Annotated in this window: 17 protein-coding genes; 3 read left to right on the forward strand and 14 right to left on the reverse strand. The window is 42.2% G+C overall.

Annotated features, from left to right (window positions below):
- Window positions 1-38: 38 nt before the first annotated feature.
- Window positions 39-1,346 (reverse strand): aldehyde dehydrogenase, encoded by a 1,308-nt coding sequence (locus LC090_RS20070; RefSeq protein WP_226659926.1) that lies wholly within the window; start codon window positions 1,344-1,346, stop codon window positions 39-41.
- Between the two features lie 266 nt (window positions 1,347-1,612).
- On the opposite strand from LC090_RS20070, the gene LC090_RS20075 reads away from it, so the two are divergent.
- Together LC090_RS20075 and katG are read left to right on the forward strand one after the other, a co-directional pair.
- Window positions 1,613-2,437, forward strand: a complete 825-nt coding sequence (locus LC090_RS20075; protein ID WP_226659927.1) for a Cof-type HAD-IIB family hydrolase — start codon at window positions 1,613-1,615, stop codon at window positions 2,435-2,437.
- A 332-nt stretch (window positions 2,438-2,769) separates the two neighbouring features.
- Window positions 2,770-5,007, forward strand: a complete 2,238-nt coding sequence (gene katG, locus LC090_RS20080) for a catalase/peroxidase HPI (protein ID WP_226659928.1) — start codon at window positions 2,770-2,772, stop codon at window positions 5,005-5,007.
- Window positions 5,008-5,111: 104 nt separating this feature from the next.
- Here the strand turns inward: katG and LC090_RS20085 are convergent, their stop codons facing one another.
- The 7 genes from LC090_RS20085 to putP all read right to left on the reverse strand — a co-directional run bounded on the left by LC090_RS20085 (window position 5,112) and on the right by putP (window position 13,419).
- Window positions 5,112-5,423: an iron-sulfur cluster biosynthesis family protein gene (locus LC090_RS20085; RefSeq protein ID WP_226659929.1), complete on the reverse strand. Its 312-nt coding sequence runs from the start codon at window positions 5,421-5,423 to the stop codon at window positions 5,112-5,114.
- Window positions 5,424-5,646: 223 nt separating this feature from the next.
- The gene (gene rlmD / locus LC090_RS20090) at window positions 5,647-7,014 is read right to left on the reverse strand and encodes a 23S rRNA (uracil(1939)-C(5))-methyltransferase RlmD (protein WP_226659930.1); all 1,368 of its coding nucleotides are present in this window, start codon (window positions 7,012-7,014) and stop codon (window positions 5,647-5,649) included.
- 240 nt (window positions 7,015-7,254) lie between these two features.
- A complete protein-coding gene (locus LC090_RS20095; RefSeq protein WP_226659931.1) occupies window positions 7,255-8,202 on the reverse strand; it encodes a diacylglycerol kinase in 948 nt (315 codons plus the stop codon).
- A gap of 296 nt (window positions 8,203-8,498) precedes the next feature.
- The gene (gene gatB, locus LC090_RS20100; RefSeq protein ID WP_226659932.1) at window positions 8,499-9,932 is read right to left on the reverse strand and encodes an Asp-tRNA(Asn)/Glu-tRNA(Gln) amidotransferase subunit GatB; all 1,434 of its coding nucleotides are present in this window, start codon (window positions 9,930-9,932) and stop codon (window positions 8,499-8,501) included.
- Window positions 9,933-9,948: 16 nt separating this feature from the next.
- The gene (gene gatA / locus LC090_RS20105; protein ID WP_224599249.1) at window positions 9,949-11,397 is read right to left on the reverse strand and encodes an Asp-tRNA(Asn)/Glu-tRNA(Gln) amidotransferase subunit GatA; all 1,449 of its coding nucleotides are present in this window, start codon (window positions 11,395-11,397) and stop codon (window positions 9,949-9,951) included.
- Window positions 11,398-11,411: 14 nt separating this feature from the next.
- On the reverse strand, window positions 11,412-11,702 hold the full coding sequence (gatC, locus tag LC090_RS20110; RefSeq protein WP_226659933.1) for an Asp-tRNA(Asn)/Glu-tRNA(Gln) amidotransferase subunit GatC: 291 nt from the start codon (window positions 11,700-11,702) through the stop codon (window positions 11,412-11,414).
- 253 nt (window positions 11,703-11,955) lie between these two features.
- Window positions 11,956-13,419 carry a sodium/proline symporter PutP gene (gene putP / locus LC090_RS20115; protein ID WP_226659934.1) on the reverse strand — a complete coding sequence of 488 codons (1,464 nt, stop codon included), beginning with the start codon at window positions 13,417-13,419 and terminating at the stop codon, window positions 11,956-11,958.
- Window positions 13,420-14,054: 635 nt separating this feature from the next.
- Here putP and LC090_RS20120 point away from each other — a divergent pair.
- Window positions 14,055-14,984, forward strand: a complete 930-nt coding sequence (locus tag LC090_RS20120; protein WP_226659935.1) for a metal ABC transporter substrate-binding protein — start codon at window positions 14,055-14,057, stop codon at window positions 14,982-14,984.
- A 35-nt stretch (window positions 14,985-15,019) separates the two neighbouring features.
- Here the strand turns inward: LC090_RS20120 and LC090_RS20125 are convergent, their stop codons facing one another.
- From LC090_RS20125 to LC090_RS20150, 6 genes are all read right to left on the reverse strand, one after another.
- Window positions 15,020-16,267, reverse strand: a complete 1,248-nt coding sequence (locus LC090_RS20125) for a CamS family sex pheromone protein (RefSeq protein WP_226659936.1) — start codon at window positions 16,265-16,267, stop codon at window positions 15,020-15,022.
- Between the two features lie 13 nt (window positions 16,268-16,280).
- A complete protein-coding gene (gene ligA, locus LC090_RS20130) occupies window positions 16,281-18,281 on the reverse strand; it encodes an NAD-dependent DNA ligase LigA (RefSeq protein ID WP_226659937.1) in 2,001 nt (666 codons plus the stop codon).
- A gap of 25 nt (window positions 18,282-18,306) precedes the next feature.
- A complete protein-coding gene (pcrA, locus tag LC090_RS20135) occupies window positions 18,307-20,529 on the reverse strand; it encodes a DNA helicase PcrA (RefSeq protein ID WP_226659938.1) in 2,223 nt (740 codons plus the stop codon).
- Between the two features lie 63 nt (window positions 20,530-20,592).
- A complete protein-coding gene (locus LC090_RS20140; protein ID WP_226659939.1) occupies window positions 20,593-21,282 on the reverse strand; it encodes a heptaprenylglyceryl phosphate synthase in 690 nt (229 codons plus the stop codon).
- A 518-nt stretch (window positions 21,283-21,800) separates the two neighbouring features.
- A complete protein-coding gene (locus LC090_RS20145) occupies window positions 21,801-22,097 on the reverse strand; it encodes a YerC/YecD family TrpR-related protein (protein ID WP_136948324.1) in 297 nt (98 codons plus the stop codon).
- A 155-nt stretch (window positions 22,098-22,252) separates the two neighbouring features.
- The gene (locus tag LC090_RS20150) at window positions 22,253-23,992 is read right to left on the reverse strand and encodes an adenine deaminase C-terminal domain-containing protein (protein ID WP_226659940.1); all 1,740 of its coding nucleotides are present in this window, start codon (window positions 23,990-23,992) and stop codon (window positions 22,253-22,255) included.
- Window positions 23,993-23,995: the final 3 nt, after the last annotated feature.

Consider the following 23,995-nt stretch of genomic DNA (forward strand, 5'->3'; position numbering starts at 1 on the left):
ACCCTTTATGAAGCGTCATAAAGCATGAGAATATGCTGTTATTTTTTATTCGAGCGTTTCAAAATGCTTTTGAAGTGTGAGAACGTATCAAAACTCGCTTTCCCATGATAAGCTCCCAAGCCACTATTCCCTACACCGCCAAATGGAAGGTAGTGAGAAGTCATATGATTGATGGTATCGTTGATTGCTCCGCCACCAAATGAAATGTTATTTAACACTTTCTCTTGCACGTCTTGATTATCAGAGAAAAGATAAAGGGCCAGTGGTTTCGGGCGCTCTACTACTGCATCAATCGCTTCTGAAATTTCATCATAAACAAGAACAGGGAGAATAGGTCCAAAGATCTCATCTTGCATCACAGGATCTTCCCATGAAATACGATCTAAAATGGTTGGTTCAATGAATAAACGTGATTTGTCAGCGTTACCTCCCGCAACGACTTCGCCATTACTTAAAAAATCATTCAAACGATCAAAATGACGTTCACTCACCACGTGTGGAAAATCCAGGTTTTCTGAAACATTCTCCCCGTAAGTGTTGGTGATTACTTCTTTCATCTTTCTAATTAATTCATCTTTTACGTTTCGATGGACAAGAAGATAATCTGGAGCGACGCACGTTTGACCTGCATTCGCAAATTTACCACGTGCAATACGTGCTGCTGCTTCATCAAGATCAGCATCTTCGTGCACGATGGCCGGGCTTTTCCCACCTAGCTCAAGCGTCATAGGGGTTAAATGCTTCGCTGCTGCCTCTGCCACAATTTTTCCAACGCCAGTACTACCCGTAAAGAAGATGTAATCAAAGTTTTCATTTAGAAGAGCTGTACTTGTCTCTACTTCGCCTTCAACTACACGTAAGTATTCCTCAGGGAAATTCTCATTAATCATCTTAGCTAAAAGATGAGAGGTATGAGGAGTTAGCTCAGAAGGTTTTAAGACGGCACTATTCCCAGCGGCAATAGCTCCTGCTAGAGGCGCAACAGCTAGTTGAACCGGATAGTTCCACGGTGCGATGACAAGAGCTGATCCATATGGTTCAGGAACAATAAAGCTTGTAGCGCCAGCATGAGTAGAAGGTGTTTCCACTTCTTTAGATGTAGACCAGGAAGATAAATGCTCAATCATAAAGTTAATTTCACCAACAACAAGACCAATCTCTGCCCGCTTTGTTTCGACTTCAGGTTTATTCAAATCTGCTTTAAGCGCGACAATAATGTCTTGTTCATGAAACGTCATGAGCTCTTTCAATTTTGTTAACGTATCGATTCGAAATTGCACATCTTTTGTTTTCCCATTACGGAAAAATGACTTTTGCTTTTTTAAAAGTTCTTGATAGTTTTCCATTTATATACTCCTTTGATTTGTTTAAACATTTCAAAATAATATTCATTGCTTTTAAAGCTGGATGATGAGTTCAAAGATACTCCTCTAACCAAAGTTAATCAATTGATTTGCATTGTAAAGGTTTTCCACTCAGACAATAATCTTTTCACTTAACGATGAACTGCACAGCGAATCCATTACTTTTTTCCATTTTATAAACCCTCCCCCCTTTTCACCTGAATTCTAGTAAAATGGTAGGGAAACTAGCTAAGAGAGGAAAATCACCTATGACTTATAAAATGATTGTATTAGATTTAGACGATACATTGCTCAATGCCGAACAAATGATTTCTACTCGAAATAAAGAAGCCCTCATGCAAGCACAACAAGAAGGAAAGAAAGTTGTGCTTGCCTCTGGCCGCCCAACATTCGGAATGGTCTCCTATGCCGAGGAGCTGCGTCTCGCAGACTACGAGAGTTATATTCTTTCATTTAATGGTGGAAAGATTATTAACTGTCAATCTGAAAAAGATTTCTTCAGTCAGACACTGTCTGTCGAAGCTGTGCAAAGACTTCATGAAATTAGTCTAAGAGAGAATGTGTACATTCATACGTACATAGGAGATGAAATTATTACCACAGAAGAAAATCCCTACACAACGATTGAGTCTGATCTGACAGGTCTACCAATCACTGTCGTTGATTCGTTTATCGATCGTGTGAAGGAACCAGTAGTTAAAGTTCTGATGGTTGGAGAACCAGAACACCTTAAGAAAGTGGAAACCAAACTTCAAGAGGAGTTAGGAGAAGAATTTAGTGTAATGCGCTCCAAGCCTTACTTTCTCGAATTCACTCATAAAGGGATTACAAAAGGGACAAGCATCGAGAAACTGATTCATGAACTCGGCATTAAACGTGAAGAAGTGATCGCAGTTGGAGATAGCTACAACGATCAAGAAATGATTGAATATGCCGGCCTTGGCGTTGCGATGGGAAATGCGCCAGATGATATCAAAAAGATTTCTGATTATATCGCGGATACGAACGAGAATGACGGTGTAGCAAAAGTGGTTGAAAAGTTTCTTTTGAAGGATCAGCTTATTACAAAATAGGTTTTAAAGGAGAGGAGGTTTACTTCCTCTCCTTTTCTATTTAACGATATGCTCTTAACTTTTTTTTGAAAGAGGTAAACTCGAAAATAGATCGAAAGTATATAGTTAAGGGGATAAATAGAATTAAACATTTGCACATCTTCTTCCACCTTCTAGTTACATCATTTACTAGTCTTCTTTTTCATTAATTGTAACCGCTTTATCCGTCGTCGTTTTGAAAATATTTTGTGAAAATTAGTTCACAACTCTTCCAAAATGATTATTAATTTATTATAATTATAATCTAATAGGAGTTACAATTAATTTTCTTACATTCGAAAGGAGATTGAAATATGGATAATAACGAAATGCACAACAGCCAAGCTGGGAAATGTCCTGTCTCTCATGGCCAAACGAAGGAAGATAGCGCGATTACAACGACAAAAGTCGGAACAACGAATAAAGACTGGTGGCCAAACCAGTTAAACTTACACCTCCTTCAACAGCATGATCGCAAAAGCAATCCTATGGGTGAAGACTTTGACTATGCTGAAGAATTCAAAAAGCTGGACTATTACGCACTGAAGCAGGATCTTCGTGACTTAATGACCGACAGCCAGGACTGGTGGCCAGCTGATTACGGACATTATGGACCTCTCTTCATCCGTATGTCATGGCACGCAGCAGGTACATATCGTACTGGTGACGGACGTGGCGGCGGCGCTACTGGTTCACAGCGTTTTGCACCACTGAACAGCTGGCCTGATAACGCGAGCCTTGATAAAGCACGTCGTCTTCTTTGGCCAATTAAGCAAAAGTATGGAAATAAGATTTCTTGGGCTGACCTCCTCGTCATCACGGGTAACGTTGCCCTTGAATCAATGGGCTTGAACACATTTGGTTTTGCCGGAGGACGCGAAGACGTGTGGCATCCAGAAGAAGATATTTATTGGGGTACCGAGAAAGAGTGGCTAGGTGACAACCGTTATTCAGGCGACCGCGAGCTTGAAAGCCCGCTAGCTGCCGTTCAAATGGGTCTTATTTATGTTAATCCTGAAGGACCAAATGGCGAACCAGACCCACTAGGAAGTGCACGTGACATTCGTGAAACATTTGCGCGTATGGGAATGAATGATGAAGAAACAGTTGCCTTGATTGCTGGTGGTCACACGTTTGGTAAGGGGCACGGAGCAGGAGACGCTGAAGCTCACGTTGGAGCCGCCCCGGAAGCTGCTGATATTGAAGAGCAAGGCTTTGGTTGGAAGAACTCTTACGGAAGCGGAAAAGGTCGTGACACGATTACAAGTGGTGTAGACGGCGCATGGACTGCTAATCCAACAAAATGGGATAACGGCTACTATGACTTACTATTCGGATATGAGTGGGAATTAACAAAAAGCCCTGCAGGTGCACACCAATGGAAGCCTGTGAATCCTAAACCAGAGCACCTTGCACCAGATGCTGAAGATCCTTCCATCAAAGTGAATACAATGATGACAACAGCAGATATGGCGCTTCGTGAAGATGAAATCTATGAAAAAATTTCACGTCGCTTCCATGAGGATATCGAATATTTCGCTGACACTTTTGCACGGGCGTGGTTCAAGTTACTTCACCGTGACATGGGACCAAAAGAAAGATACCTTGGCCCTGAAGTACCACAGGAAGATTTGATCTGGCAAGATCCAATCCCGAATGTTGACTATGAATTGACTGCTGCTGAGGTTGAAAACCTGAAAGCTAATATCCTCGACTCCGGATTAAGCGTCAGCGAGCTTGTGACAACAGCTTGGGCTTCTGCAAGTACGTATCGCGGCTCTGATTATCGCGGTGGTGCTAATGGTGCGCGTATCCGCTTAGAGCCACAAAAGAACTGGGATGTAAACGAGCCAGAACAATTATCAAAAGTACTATCCGTATATGAGAAAATCCAAAGTAAACTTGATAAAAAAGTTAGCCTTGCTGATTTGATTGTTCTTGGAGGTAGTGCAGCTGTAGAGAAAGCGGCTAAAGATGCTGGTGTTGACATCACTGTTCCATTCGCACCAGGACGAGGGGATGCAACGGAAGAACAAACAGATGCTGAAAGCTTTGACGTATTAGAGCCAATGGCTGACGGCTTCCGTAACTATCAGAAGAAGGAATACACGTTAAGTCCAGAAGAGCTACTCGTCGACAAATCCCAACTTCTTGGTCTGACTGCTCCCGAAATGACTGTGCTCATTGGCGGTATGCGCGTACTCGGAACAAACCACAAGGGTACGAAGCATGGCGTGTTCACTGAACGCGTTGGTACACTAACGAACGACTTCTTTGTGAACCTACTCGACATGGGCATTGAATGGAAGCCAGCTGGCTTTAATGAATACGAAGGCCGTGACCGCAAAACAGGCGAACTCGTACGCACCGCTTCACGCGTTGACCTTGTCTTCGGTTCAAACTCCATCCTTCGTGCTTATGCAGAAGTCTATGCACAAGAAGACAATAAAGAGAAATTCGTGCGCGACTTTGTGTCGGCATGGGTGAAGATTATGAATGCGGATCGTTTTGATCTTAAAGCAAGCAAGAATAAGATGGCGTCTAACGCTTAATAAATCAAAAAAGCACCATCTCATACGCTTCTAAGCGTTTGAGATGGTGCTTTTTTTTACGAATATGATTCTTTCAATTCTTACGTTTACACACTTAAATTTAATTACTTTTCTAATGGCAAATGAGAACTGAGAATTTCACTTTTGCTTTTTAACATATATGCATTTCTTTTACTAGAGTAATCAATGATCATATCTTCTTTAAAAAAGGATTCGTGCTTAACTCCTAAAACCACAGGCTTATAATTAGTCTCTACCAACTTCTCGCCTGCCTGTGCTTCTTTGGAAGACAAAGCTTTAAATGTGATCCAATCCGCACCAATACTACATCCACCTAAACTAGGATTCAGCTGAAAAGCTACGTGATCCTCTGTATTTAAATGTTCAATTGCAGCGTCCGTAAACGTAATAGTCACGTAAACCTCACTCCTTCTAGAATACGATAGTGCTTCACGCCTAAACCATATCATACCTCTATATTCCGTTCAATTTAATTGCACTCTATTCGATTTCACAAAATATGATTTCAACAGGCATAACAATTATAGAGACGTATCCTCCTATAAACCGAATACTTTATTGCAACTAATTAAAATCCCACCTTAACTTTGAAGTTAAGGTGGGATTTTGTGAAGTTTATTATAGCTCTAGTACGGCTACGCACTCGACGTGCGTCGTATGTGGAAACATATCAACCGGCTGAACTTCCTTTGTTTCAAACCCACCATCTTCTAGGATGCGCAGGTCCCGAGCTAGCGTTGCCGGGTTACAGGATACATAAACGACTTTCTCAGGCTTCATATCAATAATTGTTTGAAGGAGCGCTTCGTCACACCCTTTACGTGGTGGGTCAACGACGATCACGTCAGGCTTGATGCCCTGCTCTTTCCAGTCTGGGATGACGTTCTCTGCTTCACCAACGGCAAACTCTGCGTTTGTGATGCCGTTTAGTTCAGCATTACGCTTCGCATCTTCAATCGCTTCTGGTACGATTTCAACGCCATACACTTGCTTCGCTTTTTTCGCAAGGAACAGGGAAATCGTACCGATCCCACAATAAGCATCGATGACCGTTTCATTCCCAGTCAGTCCAGCGTATTCAAGCGCCTGATCATAAAGGACCTTCGTTTGATCGGGGTTTACTTGATAGAATGAGCGAGCTGAGATCGCGAATTTAATGTCGCCGATCGTATCGTAAATGTATGGTGATCCCCATAGGACGCGGGTTTCGTCACCAAAGATCACGTTTGTGCGCTTTGGATTCACGTTTTGAACAATTGATTTCACTTTCGGAAGTTGCTCAGTGATGTCTTTTATAATGTTCTTACGATTCGGCAAGTCTTTGTTCTTGGTTACGATGACAACCATGATGTCGTCTGTTCGCTTTCCGTATTTTGCAACAACGTGTCTAAGCGTTCCGCGATGTGAGCGCTCGTCGTACGCACGGATGCCGTACTTTTCAGCAATCTCTTTCACAACGCGTAGAACTTCATCGTTTTCCTGCTCTTGAATGAGGCACTGGTCCATGTCGATAATCTGGTGACTGCGCTGCTGGTAGAAGCCTGCAACGATTTTTCCATTCTGCTCACCTACTGGAACCTGCGCTTTGTTGCGGTAGCGCCATGGATCTTCCATGCCAAGCACAGGGTGAACGGGTACATCGATCTTGGCGATGCGCTCCATTACGTCTTGAACTTGCTTGTGCTTGAATTTCAACTGGCTATCGTACGTCATGTGCTGTGTTTGACAGCCGCCACACTGATAGAAGATCGGGCATGGCGGGGTATTGCGGTCTTCGCTCTCAACTTTTACATCAACCAGCTTACCGAAGCCGTAGCCTTTCTTTGTTTTAATTACTTTCACGTCCGCGGTTTCGCCCGGAATACCATACGGAACGAAAAGCGTGTATCCATCTACTTTCGCAACGCCTGCCCCATCATGGGAAATGTCTCTGAACTCTACTTCGACAACGTCATTCTTTTTTACAGGTACTTCTTGATTACTCATTAGGTTTCCGTCCTTTTCCGGTCGATTTCATGTACAAAAATTGTACCACAGTGTGGCAAGATCGCGAAATGAAAGAGCGCGGGTCGTATTCGGTGTGCCTAGTGGTCGCAATAGCGTGGTTTATTGGCCAAAATTGAATGATATTGGCCACCCCGAATTCACAACCTACTTCCATCCTCATAACCCCAAGAACAACAGAAAAAGCCAGAGCTCATCGTCTCTGACTTCTCTCCTTCATTTCTACTCACCAGAAATGGCGCGCTTATGCGCGGCTTCTTCTTCATTTGTATGTTTCTCGCTCGTTTCTTTTGGAACAATCATCGTAATGTGACGGTATAAGTTCGTGAACTCAGCTGGAAGCGGGCCACCGTACTCTCCGTCCAGGTTGAGCTGCATTTTATCAACTGATTCCACTTTAATGTGACTTGCTTTTTTGTAGACCACATTTGGATCATTGATATGATCACCGCGTAATGCACTGCTTGCGATCCGAATGAATTCTGCGATGTTCGTCTTCTTTAGAATCATAAGATCGAATAGTCCATCATTCAACGACGCATGTGGTGCCAGCTTCTCAAATCCGCCGATGGAGTTTGAGTTTGAAACAAGGAAAAGCATAATTTCACCTTCAAAAAGCTTACCGTCGTATTCAATCCTGGTTCTTGCAGGGCGAATCGATGGAAGCATCTCAATGCCTTTCATATAGTAAGCTAGCTGGCCAAGCATGGTTTTAAGCTTACTTGGTACTTCATACGTTAATTCTGTCAGGCGTCCGCCACCTGCGATGTTGATAAAGTAATGCTCGTTTACTCGACCGATATCAATAGGCATTTCAAGACCATTGCAAAGGACGTCCATCGCCCCTTCAATGGTACGTGGAACGCCAATGGCTCGCGCAAAGTCATTGGTTGTACCAACTGGAATAATCCCCATCTTCGGGCGATATGGCTGTTCAGCGATACCGTTGATTACTTCATAAATTGTTCCATCTCCACCTGCTGCGATCACAAGATCAAATCGACGGTCTACGGCAATGCGCGCCGCTTCTGTTGCATCGCCTTCACATGTAGTTGCATGGGCAGATGTCTCGTACCCATTTTTTTCAAGGCGTTCGAGAATATATGGCAGTGACCTTTTCACTTGTTCTCTTCCGGACGTTGGATTATAGATTAGTCTCGCACGTTTCATCCTTCATCATCCTATCTTCTCTATCTTAATTCTTCATGCAGAATGTTTGTATTCGTTCAATCTTAAAGCATATCAAAGCACGCGGCATTTTAAGTGTCCTCGTAACTCATTTATATGATAGTCGCAAACAAAAAACGCCCACATTCTCGTGACCGTTTCCCACCGATTAACCTTCTGTTCTGATTATAGGCTTTTCCCTAAAAAAAAGCAAAGCCGAAAATAAGTGAATAAGGTGAACATGCTTCACCTCTTCTTTAGACATAAAAAAACCCTCCACAACGGGAGGGTTTTGCCATTTAGCGCTTATCCATTTCTTCTACAATAAGCTTGTTAACCATTGGAGGGTTTGCTTTCCCTTTAGTAGCTTTCATCACTTGACCAACAAGGAAGCCGAGTGCACGGTCTTTCCCGTTTTTGTAGTCTTCAATAGATTGTTCGTTCTCGTCAAGAATACCTGAAACGATGGAACGAAGCTCGCCTTCGTCAGAAATTTGAACGAGGCCTTTGTCTTTTACGATCTGTTCAGGATCTCCGCCTTTTTCGATCAGATCTTTGAATACTTTCTTCGCAATCTTAGAAGAAATTGTTCCCTTTTCAATAAGAGAAATTAGCTTGCCGAGGCCTTCTGGCGTTAAGGCTACTTCATCAATTTCTTTGTAGTTTGCATTCAAGTAAGCAGACACTTCACCCATCAGCCAGTTGGAGGTCTGCTTCGGATCAGCTCCCTGACCAATCGCTACTTCAAAGAAGTCCGACATTTTCTTGGACTGAGTAAGGACCATCGCATCATACTCTGGAAGATCATACTCCTTCACATAGCGCTCACGACGAGCATCTGGAAGCTCTGGAATATCTGCACGAACGCGGTCCATCCATTCTTTATTGATCGCTAGACGAACAAGGTCTGGTTCTGGGAAGTAGCGGTAGTCGTCAGATCCTTCTTTCACACGCATGAGAATCGTTTTCTTGCCAGCTTCGTCGTAACGACGCGTTTCCTGACCGATCACGTTTCCTGCAAGAAGTTCTTTCTCCTGACGTACTTCTTCATATTGAAGACCTTTCTGTACGTTAGCGAATGAGTTCAAGTTCTTAAGCTCTGTTTTCGTACCAAACTCTTCCTGACCATATGGACGAAGAGAAAGGTTCGCATCACAGCGAAGAGATCCTTCTTCCATTTTACAGTCAGACACTTCCGTATATTGAAGAATCGCTTTGAGCTTCTCAAGATAAGCATACGCTTCTTCTGGTGTACGGATATCCGGCTCAGATACGATCTCAACTAGTGGAGTACCCTGACGGTTGAAATCGACAAGAGAGTGGTTCTCGCCATCAACGTGCGTAAGTTTACCAGCATCTTCTTCAAGGTGTAGACGGGTAATCCCAATACGTTTTGTTTTGCCGTTTACTTCAATATCAATCCATCCGTTTTCACCGATCGGCTTATCATATTGAGAGATCTGATAAGCTTTCGGGTTATCTGGATAGAAATAGTTTTTACGGTCAAACTTTGTATCTTCTGCAATTTCACAGTTCAGTGCCATTGCCGCACGCATCGCAAAATCAACGGCCTGCTCGTTCATCACTGGAAGAACACCAGGATGGCCAAGACAGATCGGGCAAACGTTCGTGTTAGGCGGCGCACCGAAATTCGTTGAACAATTACAGAAAATCTTTGTGTTTGTCTTCAGTTCTGAGTGAACTTCCAGACCAATAATAGTTTCAAAATTCATTTTCAGTCGTCACCCCTTACAGCTCTGGTTTAGCCTTATGATGATCCGTTGCTTGCTCAAATGCATGAGCTACGCGATAAACGGTCTTTTCATCAAAGTGCTTTCCGATTATTTGAAGTCCAACAGGTAGGCCATTTGATAATCCACAAGGTACGGAAATCGCAGGAACCCCTGCAAGGTTAACCGGGATTGTGAGAATATCGTTCGCATACATTGTTAGCGGGTTATCAATCTTCTCGCCTACTTTAAAGGCCGGTGTCGGCGTTGTAGGTCCGATAATCACATCGTAATCTTCAAATACTTTTTCAAAGTCATTCTTGATTAGCGTACGGACTTTTTGTGCTTTCTTATAATAAGCATCATAGTAGCCAGAGCTAAGCGCAAACGTACCAAGCATAATACGTCGCTTCACTTCGTCGCCAAAGCCTTCGCTTCTTGTTTTCTTATAAAGATCAAGAAGATTCTCAGCTTCAGCTCGAACACCATATCGGACTCCGTCAAAGCGAGCAAGGTTCGCTGATGCTTCTGAAGAAGAAAGAAGGTAGTATGTTGCTACGGCATATTTTGAGTGCGGAAGTGATACCTCATCCCAAGTTGCACCAAGCTCTTCAAGCTTTTTAAGTGATTGAAGGACGCTGTTCTTCACATCTTCATCTACACCTTCAGCAAGGTATTCTTTCGGTACAGCAATGCGTAGACCTTTTACATCACCAGTTAAGCTTGAGAGGTAATCTGGAACATCAACATTTGCTGAAGTTGAATCCATTTTGTCATGACCAGCAATCGATTGAAGGAGATACGCATTATCTTCTACTGTATTTGTAATTGGTCCAATCTGATCAAGAGATGAAGCAAAAGCAATTAGGCCAAAACGTGATACAAGACCGTACGTAGGTTTTAATCCAACAACACCACAAAAGGCAGCTGGTTGACGAATCGAACCACCTGTATCTGATCCAAGAGAGAAGAAGACTTCTCCTGCCGCAACAGAGGCAGCTGAACCACCGCTTGATCCGCCTGGAACGTAGTCTGTATTCCATGGGTTACGCGTGCCAAAATAACCGGAGTTCTCATTGGAGGATCCCATAGCGAACTCGTCCATATTCAACTTTCCAACAGTAATTGTTTCCGCTGCATTTAAGCGCTCAACTACCGTTGCATTATGTAATGGTTCGAAGTTACTAAGAAGTTGACTTGATGCAGTTGTGCGAAGACCCTTCGTTACGATATTATCTTTCACACCGACAGGGAGACCAAAGAGAAGTCCTCTCGCCTCTTCTGTTCCGAGCTTTCCATCAAGTGCTTTTGCAGCTTGCATGGCTCCTTCTTCATTTAACGTCATGAATGCTTTTACCTTTTCGTCGACTGTATGAATGCGATCAAACGAAGTCTGAACAAGTTCACTGACGGATAATTCTTTCTTATGAAGCAAGCTGTGAAGCTCACTTATGCTTTTATCAAACAAGGACGTTGCCTCCCTTACTCAAATATTGATGGTACTTTTACTTGACCGTTCGCTTGATCCGGTGCATTCTTCAATGCTTCCTCACGAGATAACCACGGCTGTACTTTATCTTCACGAAGTACATTTTTCAAATCAAGAACGTGTGTTGTAGGCTCAACGTTCTCTGTATCTAATTCATTCAACTGCTCTGCCATCGAAATAATGTCATCTAGCTGAGTAGTAAACTTTTCAACCTCTGCCTCATCCATTTCAAGTCTTGCGAGGTTTGCTACGTGCTTAACCTCTTCTTTGGTAATTCTGGACATATCTTTCACCTCCACAAATTTCGAACAACCTGCAATATATAGATGATACCAAAAACAAGCTTCATTAAGCAACAGAACGCCGTTCAATCCAATTTTAAACAAACGTTTGATTAACCATGGTTAATCAAACGTTTGTTTAAGCTATACCTTAATGATAACCATTACTAAGATACAATACGTGGCAGTCCCTACATTTCTACACCTACTTGAAAAAAGACTCATCCCGCAGTGGGATGAGTCTTTGAAAAACGGATTATAGTTTAGATGTTCTTGCTTCTTCAAATTCAGCTTCAATTTCTTCGCCTGGTTCTTTACCAACAAAGCTAAATACCATAACGGCAATCCAAGCAAAGATAAAGCCTGGAATAAGTTCGTAAAGATCAAATAGTCCGCCTGAAAGTTGAGCCCATAGAATAACGATCACGGCACCTGTGATGATACCAGCAAGGGCACCATTACGCGTCATACGTTTCCAGAATAGACTCAGTATGATAACAGGTCCAAATGCAGCACCAAAACCGGCCCATGCATAACTTACAAGATCAAGAACACTGCTATCAGGGTTATAAGCAAGCAGGATGGCAAGTAGCGCAATAGCTAATACCGCGATACGACCTACCCATACAAGCTCAGTTTGGCTTGCATTTTTACGAAGGATCGCTTTGTAAAAGTCCTCTGCAACAGCACTTGAAGATACAAGTAGCTGAGAGTCAATGGTACTCATAATCGCAGAAAGAATTGCAGCAAGCAAGAAGCCAGATACCCATGGATTAAAGAGAACTTGCGTAAATTCGATAAAGACGGTTTCAGAGTTCTCAAGTCCAGCATTAAAGTATGCAATACCGATGAAACCAGTGAAAATTGCACCAAATAATGATAGAACCATCCAAGACATACCAACAAGGCGTGCTTTTGGAATTTCTTTGGACGATTTAACAGCCATAAAACGAGTGATAATGTGAGGCTGACCAAAGTAACCAAGTCCCCAACCAAGTAGGGAAATGATTCCCATAAAACTCATACCAGTAAAGATATCAAGGTAAGTTGTATCCGCTGCACCAACTTGATTTACCGTTTCATTCCAACCGCCCATTTCATTTAAAGCAACAATTGGTACGATAACGAGTGCAAGGAACATAAGTATTCCCTGGAAGAAATCTGTCCAGCTTACCGCTAAGAAACCACCGAGGAACGTATAAGAAATAATAACAATTGCACCGATCCACAATGCGCTTTCATAGCTCATGCCAAACGAGCTTTCAAACAGGATTGCGCCCCCAACAAGACCTGAAGACGTATAGAACGTAAAGAATACAAGAATGACAATTGCAGAAATCACGCGAAGTGCTTTCGATCCATCACGGAAACGATTCTCAAGGTAGTCAGGAACCGTTATGGAATCATTCGCCACCTCAGTATAACGGCGAAGACGTGATGCAACAAACTGCCAGTTCAGGTAAGCTCCGATTGCGAGCCCAATCCCAATCCAAATTTGACTCATACCACCTGCATACATAGCACCTGGTAGACCTAGTAAGAGCCAGCTACTCATATCTGATGCCCCAGCACTTAATGCGGCAACAGATCCACCTAATCTTCTTCCTCCAAGAACATAATCAGATAAGTTACTTGTCATTTTGTAAGCAATCAATCCAATTGCAAGCATACCGACTAGGTACACTATGAACGTGACTAACGTTGGCGTCTCAATACTCATCGAGTACTATTCTCTCCTTTCGGTAAAAAAAGTTATTATTGATAATACGACTAATAAAGGCATTGGTATAAGTAACCAGAACCATGTTGCGGTAGTTAAGGTATATTCCACACTTTCACCCCCTCCAAAGTCAATATTCACAGCTATGCATTTTTCCTGTGAATTCAAATTATTAATATAGACCATTAGTCCTTTACAAACCAATGATTACTATATCACAAAACATTTTTCAGAACAATGAAAATATTATATGATAAACTTTTTAATGAATAAAAATTCACTAAAGGAGTTTATTTCCTTCTTTTAGCAACTTTTATGTCATAAGTATTCAAGAAAATTTATTTAAATAAATTCCTGATTATGTGAAGGTTCGACACACTTTAGTAACATTTACCCACCAATTGGTAATGTTAACCTTCAAATTGAAATATTTTTTATAGATTGCCGCGTTTCACTTCTTTTCATACCGTCCTAAAGGGAAAAAGCACAACTATTTTTTTCTCTTTTTTCTCACGCCTCTCTTCCTTCACTTTCTCTCAAATAAACTAGAACAAATCGTAAAGGTTACTGTTTGCAAAACGTAATGATTACGATATAATAAGTGGCAGAGAAAATTAGGGAAGGGAAAATCGCTTATGAAAAGTCGTTTTTTAACACTAACGCTTTTATTATCATTATCTACGTTTGTCCTAGTTGCCTGTGGTCAAGAAGAATCCGGCTCGAATGACAAGCTCACTATTTATACAACACTTTATCCACTCGAATATTTTGCTGAACGGATAGGGGGAGATAACGTTACTGCTGAATCGATCGTTCCTCCTGGTAGCGATGCACATAGCTTTGAGCCAACTACTAGAACAATGACCGAACTTGCTGAAGCCGATTTGTTTATTTATAATGGTGCCGGTATGGAAGGCTTTGCAGATGCTGCTAAAGATACGCTAGCAAATGAGGATGTCATGATTCTTGAATCGGCCGAAGGAATTCATGTTGATGAAACAAAAGAAGAGCATGAAGAGCACGGCGATCACGATCACGGCGATATGAATCCACACATTTGGATTGAACCAACCCTTGCGATCCAGCAGGCTGAAAATATCAAAAAGGCCCTTATTAAAATTGATCCTGACAAGCAGGAAACATTTGAGTCTAATTTTGTAGCATTAAAAGAAGAACTTTTAGCACTAGATAAAGAATTTCAAGAAATGGTTGAAAGTGCACCAAAGAAAGAGTTCCTCATTTCACACGATGCTTATAGCTACTGGGAAAGTCGATATGGACTTAAGCAAGTAAGCGTGTCTGGCCTTTCACCCTCCCAAGAACCAACACAAAAACAATTAGAAGAAATCATTGAAACAGCGAAACGTTATGACTTAAAGTACATGCTCTTTGAACAAAACGCAACGCCTAAGCCCGCGAAGGCAGTTCAGCAAGAGCTTGGTCTTGAGACGCTTCGCATTCATAACCTTTCTGTCTTAACAGAGAAAGATATCAAAAACGATGAAACGTATTTCACATTAATGAAACAAAATATCCAAACGCTAAAAAAAGCACTATCCAACTAATAAAAGCCCTCCCGGAACGCCGGGAGGGCTTTTCGTTATTGATAAATATGAACAAACGGTTCTTCTTCGTTAGGATCCTTCACAATCATACTTTCCGTTTCTCCGTTGCTTGTAATGTAGATCGAAACGGGTAAATCTTGTGGAAAAGTATCGTTTCGTTTCTTAACAAGTCCATTAACAAATTGCGTGAAAGAAATCACTTCCGCTTTGCTATAAAACTGAATAGGAATCTCCACTTTTAACTGAGACAGTTCATCCTGTTTGTAAAATCCCGTTCCAATCACCCCTACAAAGTTTGGAAAGAAATCCTGTATTTCTCGAGTGAAGTCATCAAACTTCTCAGCTTCAGCCGGATATTCTTCGTCAGCAGCTGAGGAAGGAAAAGCAATGTACTTTTCGTTTAAATCTTTCCATGACTCAGGACTCGATTTCCCTTTTTCTACTGTGGTGCTTGCCACAAAGTTTCCTGGAACAACCGATTGTCTTGGTTGTTCTAAGAAAAGGGTGAACACGATGGGAACATCATGCTCGGCTCTGATTTTCTGAATGATTGGTTTAATGGCATCCTTGGCCTTTGTCACTACTTCTTTTTTGTCTAGCTTTACTGATCCCGTATATTTCAAACCATTCTCATCAAGAACAGAATAGGGGTACTCTGAATAAAGCGACAGGGCGATTGAAATGCCGCCTAGCTGTAATTCATCATCTTTATTCTGCACATAGTAATCCTGTTCATGGATATAGGAAAGGAATTTAGGGTTTTTCTTCTCCGCTTCAATGACTTGCTCATACTTAGCAGGATCTTCTTTTACGCCAAGCTGTGGGTTCAGACCTTCATTTACTTCCTTGTCTTTGTCTTTTTCAGCTTCTTCTTTTGTTACTCCGTTATCACGATACAGCCAACTGTGAATTTGCTCTGTGTCAAACAGCTGTCCTTCTTTAAAGAAATACTTCTCAGGATCAAACTTTTCTTGAGAAAGTCGTATCAAACCCATTTCAAGCGCATCAACGTCAAGACGGTTGTCGACACCAGCTGTGATCAATCCTCTTACTTGTGATGTATCAAGAGAATTTTTCTCCCCATTTTTTTCTAACACTGAACGATAATAAGTCTCCGAGGTTTTAATATCTTCACTCACTATCATTTCTTCACTTTCTTTGCCTTCTGAATCATTCACCTTTACTGCATCGTCCTGCTCGCCCTTCATGAAACTTGGAACACAACCGGATAATACGAGCGAAAGGGCCATGATACTAACGATGAACGTTTGCTTCTTTGGCATTACTTTCCTCTCCTCATTCGTTTAACTCTTCAAGGAACCTGTTCTCACTCCATACGTCGATACCAAGTGACTCTGCCTTCTCAAGCTTCGATCCAGCATCTTCCCCAGCAATCACAAGGTCCGTGCTTTTACTAACACTTCCAGTTACCTTTGCACCTTGTTCTTCTAGCTTCTTTTTTGCTTCCCCACGACTTAACTGTTCAAGTTTACCAGTCAAAACAACCGTTTTGCCTGCAAAAACAGAGTCAATTTCTTCAACAGAAACTGGTTTAGGGCCTTTGTAAATCATGTTGACACCAGCATCTTTTAATTCATCAATTAGTTCATGGACCTCTTCGTTTTGAAAATAACGAACAACGGAATCAGCCATTTTTTGACCAACTTCATTTATCGCTTCAAGATCTTCAATACTAGCTTGAACGAGACTATCCATCGAACCAAATTGTTGGGCAAGCGTTCTTGCTGCTTTAGCGCCTACATGGCGTATACCGAGACCAAACAAAAGCTTTTCTAAAGAATTATCTTTTGACACGCGAATCGCTTCAAGGAGATTGGAGACTGACTTCTCTCCCATGCGTTCAAGTTCAATAAGCTGGTCATGCGTGAGCTGGTAAATATCAGCTACATCGTGAATTAGTTCCTCACGAAAAAGCTGTGTTATCACTCGCTCACCTAATCCATCAATATTCATCGCATTGCGGGAAACAAAATGAATCAAACCTTCTCGGAGCTGAGCTGGGCATTTTGGATTAATGCATCGAAGAGCAACTTCTTCTTCAAGTCGAACAAGGTCGCTTTCACACTCTGGGCACTGCTCAGGCATCGAAAAGGCCTTTTCATCTCCTGTCCGACGCTCCTCTAGAACAGAAACGACCTCAGGGATGATGTCACCTGCTTTTTTAACAACGACATAGTCGCCAATTTTTATATCTTTTTCACGAATCAAATCTTCGTTATGAAGAGACGCCCGTTGTACAGTAGTTCCTGCTACGAGAACTGGCTCTAACAAAGCTGTAGGCGTTACAACACCCGTTCTTCCTACATTCAGTTGAATATCTAGAAGTTTCGTAACAACCTCTTCAGCTGGAAACTTATAGGCAATTGCCCAACGAGGACTCTTTGCCGTAAATCCGAGCTCTTCCTGCTGGCTGAGCGCATCTACTTTGACAACAATGCCGTCGATTTCATAGGAAAGGTCAGGTCGCTTCTCTGACCAGCCCCCAATGAAGTCAATGACATCCTCAATCGTGTTACATCTTTTCCATTCAGGATTGGTTTTAAAGCCAAGATCCTTTAGGAAATCAAGGCCATTGGAATGGGAGCTAATTTCTTTCCCTTCCACCGTACCTACACCGTATACAAAAATAGAGAGATTACGGCTAGCGGCAATCTTAGGATCAAGTTGGCGTAAAGAACCAGCTGCTGCATTCCGAGGATTAGCAAAAAGATCCTGTTCGTTCTTCTCACGTGCTTCATTTAGCTTCATAAAGGATGGCTTTGGCATATAGGCCTCACCACGAACCTCCATGCTTACATTCTCTTTTAGTCGTAAAGGGATAGCGGGAATGGTCTTCAGATTCTGAGTGATGTCTTCTCCTACAGTACCATCTCCTCGCGTTGCCCCTCGAACGAGTACGCCATCTTCATAGATAAGGGAGACTGCAAGACCGTCTATTTTTAACTCGCATACATATGAAAAGTTTTCGCCAATTCGTTCACGTACACGTCGGTCGAAATCCTTCAAGTCATCTTCCCCAAAGGCATTTCCAAGACTTAACATTGGCACCCGGTGTTCAACTTTTTGAAAGCCCTCTAGCGGAGGACCGCCGACGCGTTGTGATGGAGAATCCTCTGTTTTCAGTTCTGGATTCTCTTCCTCCAGGTTAATTAATTCATTCATCATTCGATCATATTCCGCATCCGGAACGCTTGGCTGATCCAGCACATGATACTCGTAGTTGTACTGATTTAAGAGCTGACGAAGCTCTTCGATGCGCTTTTGCTTTTCTTCCATCGTCAAACCTCACCTTCTAAAATGGCTATTGCTTTTCAATTGGGGCAAACTTTGCTAACAAGCGCTTGATGCCAACTGGATTCGGGAACGCAATATCAAGCTCGGTCGAATCGCCATCACCTTTCACGCTAACAACCGTTCCGACTCCCCACTTGCGATGGCTCGCTTTGTCTCCTACCTTCCAATCGAGTGAATCTCCTCCTGTTGAAGTCAGTTGAGGACGTCTAGGTGTTTTCGGAGTAGCAGGTCTTGAAGAAGAGCGAGAACTCGCTCCTCCAAACGGTGTTGCAGGTTTTTCCTGTCCTTGCTTTTCAAGCAATTCTTCTGGAATCTCACCAATAAAGCGAGAAACCGGATTGGCGTTTGTTTTTCCGTATAGTGTTCGAAGACGAGAGTTTGTTAGAAATAACTCTTCTTCCGCCCTCGTAATACCTACATAAGCAAGGCGACGTTCTTCTTCCATTTCTTCTTCCTCGAATAGTGAGCGACTATGCGGAAATACCCCTTCTTCCATCCCAATAAGGAAAACGACAGGGAATTCTAGACCTTTTGCAGAATGAAGGGTCATCAGTGTAACAGCTTCCTTCTGCTCGTTTTCATCCTCATCCAACTTATCGATGTCTGCAACGAGGGCGAGGTCCGTTAGAAAAGCGATCAAGCTCTTGTCTTCACTCGCTTTCTCAAACTCCTGCGTAACAGATAGAAATTCATCGATATTTTCAAGACGCGTTTGGGATTCAATCGTGTTCTCATTTCGCAAAGCATCCCGATATCCCGACTTATCAATCACTTCTTCAACGAGCTCGGACACAGCTAAATATTCCTGCATCTGTGACCAGTTGGCCATTTGATTGCCAAACGTCTTAAGTGACTTGGTAAAACGAGCGCTTAAGCCAATCTGTTCCACTTCTTGAAGAGCTGTAAAAATGGATATGTCTTGATTTGCCGCATATTGTGCTACTTTATCCATTGTTGATGCACCCACACCACGCTTTGGAACATTCACAATTCTTAATAAGCTAATGTCATCATCCGGGTTTGCAATTAGACGCAGATAAGCAAGAACGTCTTTGATTTCTTTACGATCGTAGAACTTTGTACCGCCGACAATGTTGTAATGAATGTTCGACTTATTTAAAATTTCCTCAATAACTCGGGACTGTGCATTCGTCCGATAAAGAATTGCTATTTGTGAGTTCGTTCGCTTTCCGCTATTCACCATATCAAGGATTTTCCCTGTTACAAAGCGACTCTCATCGTGTTCATCATTGGCTTGGTAATACGTGATATGCGGGCCGTCATCGTTATCGGTCCATAATTTTTTTGGCTTACGATTCATATTGTTCTCAATCACAACATTCGCCGCCTGAAGAATTTTCTTTGTGGAACGATAGTTTTGCTCAAGGAAAATCGCACGTGCACTCGGATAGTCCTTTTCAAACGAGAGGATATTCTGAATATCCGCCCCGCGCCAACGATAAATCGACTGATCAGAATCACCTACAACGCAAAGGTTTTGATATTTCTCAGCCATTAGTTTAACAAGGACATATTGTGCTTTGTTCGTATCTTGATACTCGTCCACGTGAATGTACTGGAATTTACGCTGATAAAATTCAAGCACTTCTGGCACTTTTTTAAACAATGTAATGGTACGCATAATTAAATCGTCGAAGTCCAATGCCTGGTTTTTACGGAGCTGCTTCTGATATTGCTCATACGCATCCGCTACTACACTTTCATATGGGCCTTTTGCGTTCGCTTTATAGTCTTCCGGCGTCTCAAGCTCATTCTTAGCAGAACTAATACTACCTAGAATTCCTCGCGGTTCAAATTTCTTAGGATCAACGTTCTGTTCCTTCAGAATTTTCTTAATCACTGTTAGCTGGTCACCAGAATCAAGAATCGTAAAGTTACGGTTAATCCCAATGCGATCTCCGTCTCTTCTTAAAATACGAACACACATCGAGTGGAACGTGGAAATCCATATATCTTCGGCAACCGGGCCTGTAATGGAATTCACTCGTTCTCTCATTTCTCGCGCCGCTTTATTTGTAAAGGTAATCGCAAGGATGTTCCAGGGAGAGACCTGTTTTTCAACAAGAAGGTACGCGATTCGATGCGTGAGCACTCTCGTTTTGCCACTGCCTGCTCCGGCCATAATTAAAAGCGGTCCATCCGTGTGCTTGACCGCTTCTTGTTGTTCCGGGTTTAACCCGTTTAATAACTTATCAACTATTCGTTGCATGTTTTCGCACTCCTCACAAACATATGTTCTTATAACTTATTTTACCTGATCGATAGGAGAGAATCAATTTCCTTTCACAGCATTAACTGTTTTAAGCGCTTGTTTGATATTATCGTAAATAATATTCCCAACAATAACGGTATCTGCAAAAGCTGCCATTTCCTTCGCTTTTTCAGAAGAATCAATTCCTCCACCATAGAAAAGTTGCGTCTCGTCAAGAACCTGACTTACCTTATGCACAAGGTCTTTGTCTCCATAGGTTCCACTGTATTCCACATAAAAAATCGGCAGTTTGAACATCTTCTCTGCCATCCGCGCATATGCAAGTACATCTTCTTCATCAAGATTAGTATGAGCAGAAGTTAGCTCAGCAACCTTCGAATCCCGATTGAGAATACAATACCCTTCCATCACAATTTCATCCCAATTCATAATCTCACCAAAATCTTTTACAGCTTCATGATGCAAGCCTGTTACCCAACGACTATCTTCCGTATTCAGGACGGTTGGAATAAAATAAAAATCAAATCCAGGTGTCACTGCTTCCACAGTCGATACCTCAAGAGCACATGGTACCGCGTAACGACGAATTCTAGCAAGTAAATCTAACGTCCGATCCAGCGTCACTCCATCACTACCACCAACAATCACTGCATCCGTCCCAGACTCACAAATCGCCTCAAGATCATAATCCTCAATCTCCTTATTCGGATCCAGCTTAAACACATGTTTCCACTCTCTAAAATCAAACATCCTAACCCTTCCTCCCACTTTTCCTCATAAATTGGATTATATCAAAGAATACATGAAAAGCGGAAGTGGGCGTTTAGGTCCGACAAGCGCTGGAGGCATTTCATTTGAACACGGTCTATGTGTTCGGATGGAATGCTGAAGCGATCGAGGACCTGCCCACTGCAGCTGGATCAATGAAAAGCGGAAGTGGGCCCGTTTAAATCTGCAGGATGTTGGAACCCATGAGACTGAGACGCTTTTTGTCTCATTCGATTGGGCGAAACAGCCGGAAGATTTGGCCCACTGCAGCTGGATCACCTAAAAGCGGAAGTGGGCGTTTAGCCTCGAAAGGACTCCGTCTAACATAACCCCATATTTCCGCGAAATTCTTATTAATTCCGCGATAATCTGATTTTTTCCGCGAAATCGACCTATTTTTCCGCGATTTCTTAAATAATTACGAGAAATTGCTAAATGGCATGATAGACAGTACTACTCAAACCAAAACAAAAAATGAGCCGGAATCCGGCTCATTTCATCTACTCCTTATTATGAACACGATCAAGCGTCATTTGATAGCCGTCGTTTCCATAGTTTAAACTACGCTTCACTCTTGAGATCGTCGCTGTGCTTGCGCCTGTTTCTGTTTCAATTTTGTGATAAGTAAACCCTTCACGAAGCATTCTTGCAACTTCCAATCGCTGAGCGAGAGATTGTATTTCATTCACTGTTGCTAAATCATCAAAGAATAAATAACATTCTTCTAGATCTTTTAATGAAAGAATCGCCTCAAACAATTGGTCTAGAGTTTTACCTCGAAGTTTATCAATTTGCATTATCAATCCACTCTCCTTACTTCATTCTGTATCGGTCTATGTTTTCTATTCTCAACTCATCATGATGCGCTATTATTTCACTTTACGTTCATTCTAACAATTCAAGCTAGTAAATTCATGCACTTTACTTCGTTAAGGGTTTACTTGGTTATAGTTTAACGCATTATCGAAGGAAAAAGTACCATTTTCCTCTTTACATCATAAATTCCTTGCTGCGTCAATCGAATAAAAGGTAAATGCGTCGAAGAGAAGAACAGCAGACTATAAACCGGATCTTTGTATGAATAGCCTCTATCCTCAAGTTCTTGGATCATATGTTTTTCCTTTGTAATTAGTTCTTCAAGCGGCAGATCAGACATTTTCCCCATGAGAGGCAATTGAATTTCGGAAATGACTTCCCCATCTTCTACAAGAGAAATCCCTCCACCAATTTCATTTATTCGGTTAAATGCTGTCATCATATCTGCTTTATTTTTCCCAATTAGAATAAAATCACCCGTATTCGAAAAGCTACTGGCAAAACCTTGCACCCGATTCGCGAAGCCTTTAATAATGGTGTTTACTCGCCATTCCCCTTCGCGACTGAGTAGCATGATAAAACTTTCATCTGAGTCTGCAGGAAGCTTGTCTACGGACGTCTCAACAGATAGGTTATATGGCTTTGTGATCACCGCGTTGATCATTTCCATTCCTGCTGGACCTGAGAACGTTAAATCATTAGGTTGAATTTCCCACGTATTGTTTAACGGAGTAAGTCCATGTTTTCCCCACTCAAAAGACCAATCTTGATCCGTTTCTTTCCTCTCACGCTTTAGCCATTTTCCACGTGCAAGTACGGAAACAGGATGAGGCTTATCTTTTGATTCAAGAATATTAATATGAGCAACTCTACCCGGTGCTATCATACCATGCGTATCGCTTATGCCGTAGTGGTTTGCCACATTATATGACACCATAGAATACGCATCTTCTGAAGGCACCCCTTTCTCAAGAGCTATTTCAATTAATTTGTCTGTTGTGCCATTTTCTAAGAAAGAAGGCGTTGACCCATCAGTATTCATCATGACTCGGTCAAAAGAAGTAATTCCTTTCTTAAGTAAAGATTCGAGAATGACAGGTAGGTCTGGTCTTATCGAAGAATAACGTAGTGACGTCATCATCCCCATCTCTAGTCGTCGCAAAGCCTCTTCACCAGTCATCGCTTCATGATCACATGAAACTCCGAGAAGGCCCATTTTCGTTAACGTTGCAAGAGAAGCACCAGGCAAATGTCCTTCTACAGGCTTACCTAGCCTTCTCGTCTCTTGCATCCATTCTAAAATTTCGTCATCGCCTCCAAGTACGTCAGGCCATGCCGTAAGCTCTCCTCCTTGGATGACCAGTGGGTGTGCAAGCCATTCTTTAACCACTTTATTCGTGATCATCTCTTCATCTAACAGCTTTGTTTGCGAATCATATCGTGCCCACCAATACATGGAAACAGGGAACTGATCCAGGTCTTCAATTAATGTAAGCGCTTTCTCTTTAGGCAAACCTAGAAGCAAAAGAAGGTTATCATTCATCATTGTCGTTGTTCCCCGCTGAGATGCATATCGCGCAAGTGTAAGGGGATTATATAGTTGAAATGGATGTGCGTGTGGTTCAATGTAACCTGGCACAAGACATCGTCCTTCGCAATCAACCCATTCAGTTGAAGGATGCTTTTCAGGAAGATCATCACCTACGTACACAATGCGGTTTTCATACACCCATATATTTGATGTCACCCATTTTTTTATTCCGTGGTTTAAATACGTTGCATTGTAGAAAACGATCGATGGAGGCAGTTCTCCAGACACAACTTGAACGTGCTGTCGTAATTGCTGCTTCGTCCATAAATTTTTTCGTTTCGCCATAAC

This window comes from Guptibacillus hwajinpoensis, from assembly GCF_020524165.1.
GTDB lineage: Bacteria > Bacillota > Bacilli > Bacillales > Guptibacillaceae > Guptibacillus > Guptibacillus hwajinpoensis_D.

Excerpts from the sequence above, each read along its gene's own strand:
- LC090_RS20070 (WP_226659926.1), bottom strand. The coding sequence starts at position 1,346 with ATGGAAAACTATCAAGAACTTTTAAAAAAGCAAAAGTCATTTTTCCGT.
- LC090_RS20075 (WP_226659927.1), top strand. The coding sequence starts at position 1,613 with ATGACTTATAAAATGATTGTATTAGATTTAGACGATACATTGCTCAAT.
- katG (WP_226659928.1), top strand. The coding sequence starts at position 2,770 with ATGGATAATAACGAAATGCACAACAGCCAAGCTGGGAAATGTCCTGTC.
- rlmD (WP_226659930.1), bottom strand. The coding sequence starts at position 7,014 with ATGAGTAATCAAGAAGTACCTGTAAAAAAGAATGACGTTGTCGAAGTA.
- LC090_RS20095 (WP_226659931.1), bottom strand. The coding sequence starts at position 8,202 with ATGAAACGTGCGAGACTAATCTATAATCCAACGTCCGGAAGAGAACAA.
- gatB (WP_226659932.1), bottom strand. The coding sequence starts at position 9,932 with ATGAATTTTGAAACTATTATTGGTCTGGAAGTTCACTCAGAACTGAAG.
- gatC (WP_226659933.1), bottom strand. The coding sequence starts at position 11,702 with ATGTCCAGAATTACCAAAGAAGAGGTTAAGCACGTAGCAAACCTCGCA.
- putP (WP_226659934.1), bottom strand. The coding sequence starts at position 13,419 with ATGAGTATTGAGACGCCAACGTTAGTCACGTTCATAGTGTACCTAGTC.
- LC090_RS20120 (WP_226659935.1), top strand. The coding sequence starts at position 14,055 with ATGAAAAGTCGTTTTTTAACACTAACGCTTTTATTATCATTATCTACG.
- LC090_RS20125 (WP_226659936.1), bottom strand. The coding sequence starts at position 16,267 with ATGCCAAAGAAGCAAACGTTCATCGTTAGTATCATGGCCCTTTCGCTC.
- ligA (WP_226659937.1), bottom strand. The coding sequence starts at position 18,281 with ATGGAAGAAAAGCAAAAGCGCATCGAAGAGCTTCGTCAGCTCTTAAAT.
- pcrA (WP_226659938.1), bottom strand. The coding sequence starts at position 20,529 with ATGCAACGAATAGTTGATAAGTTATTAAACGGGTTAAACCCGGAACAA.
- LC090_RS20140 (WP_226659939.1), bottom strand. The coding sequence starts at position 21,282 with ATGTTTGATTTTAGAGAGTGGAAACATGTGTTTAAGCTGGATCCGAAT.
- LC090_RS20145 (WP_136948324.1), bottom strand. The coding sequence starts at position 22,097 with ATGCAAATTGATAAACTTCGAGGTAAAACTCTAGACCAATTGTTTGAG.
- LC090_RS20150 (WP_226659940.1), bottom strand. The coding sequence starts at position 23,992 with ATGGCGAAACGAAAAAATTTATGGACGAAGCAGCAATTACGACAGCAC.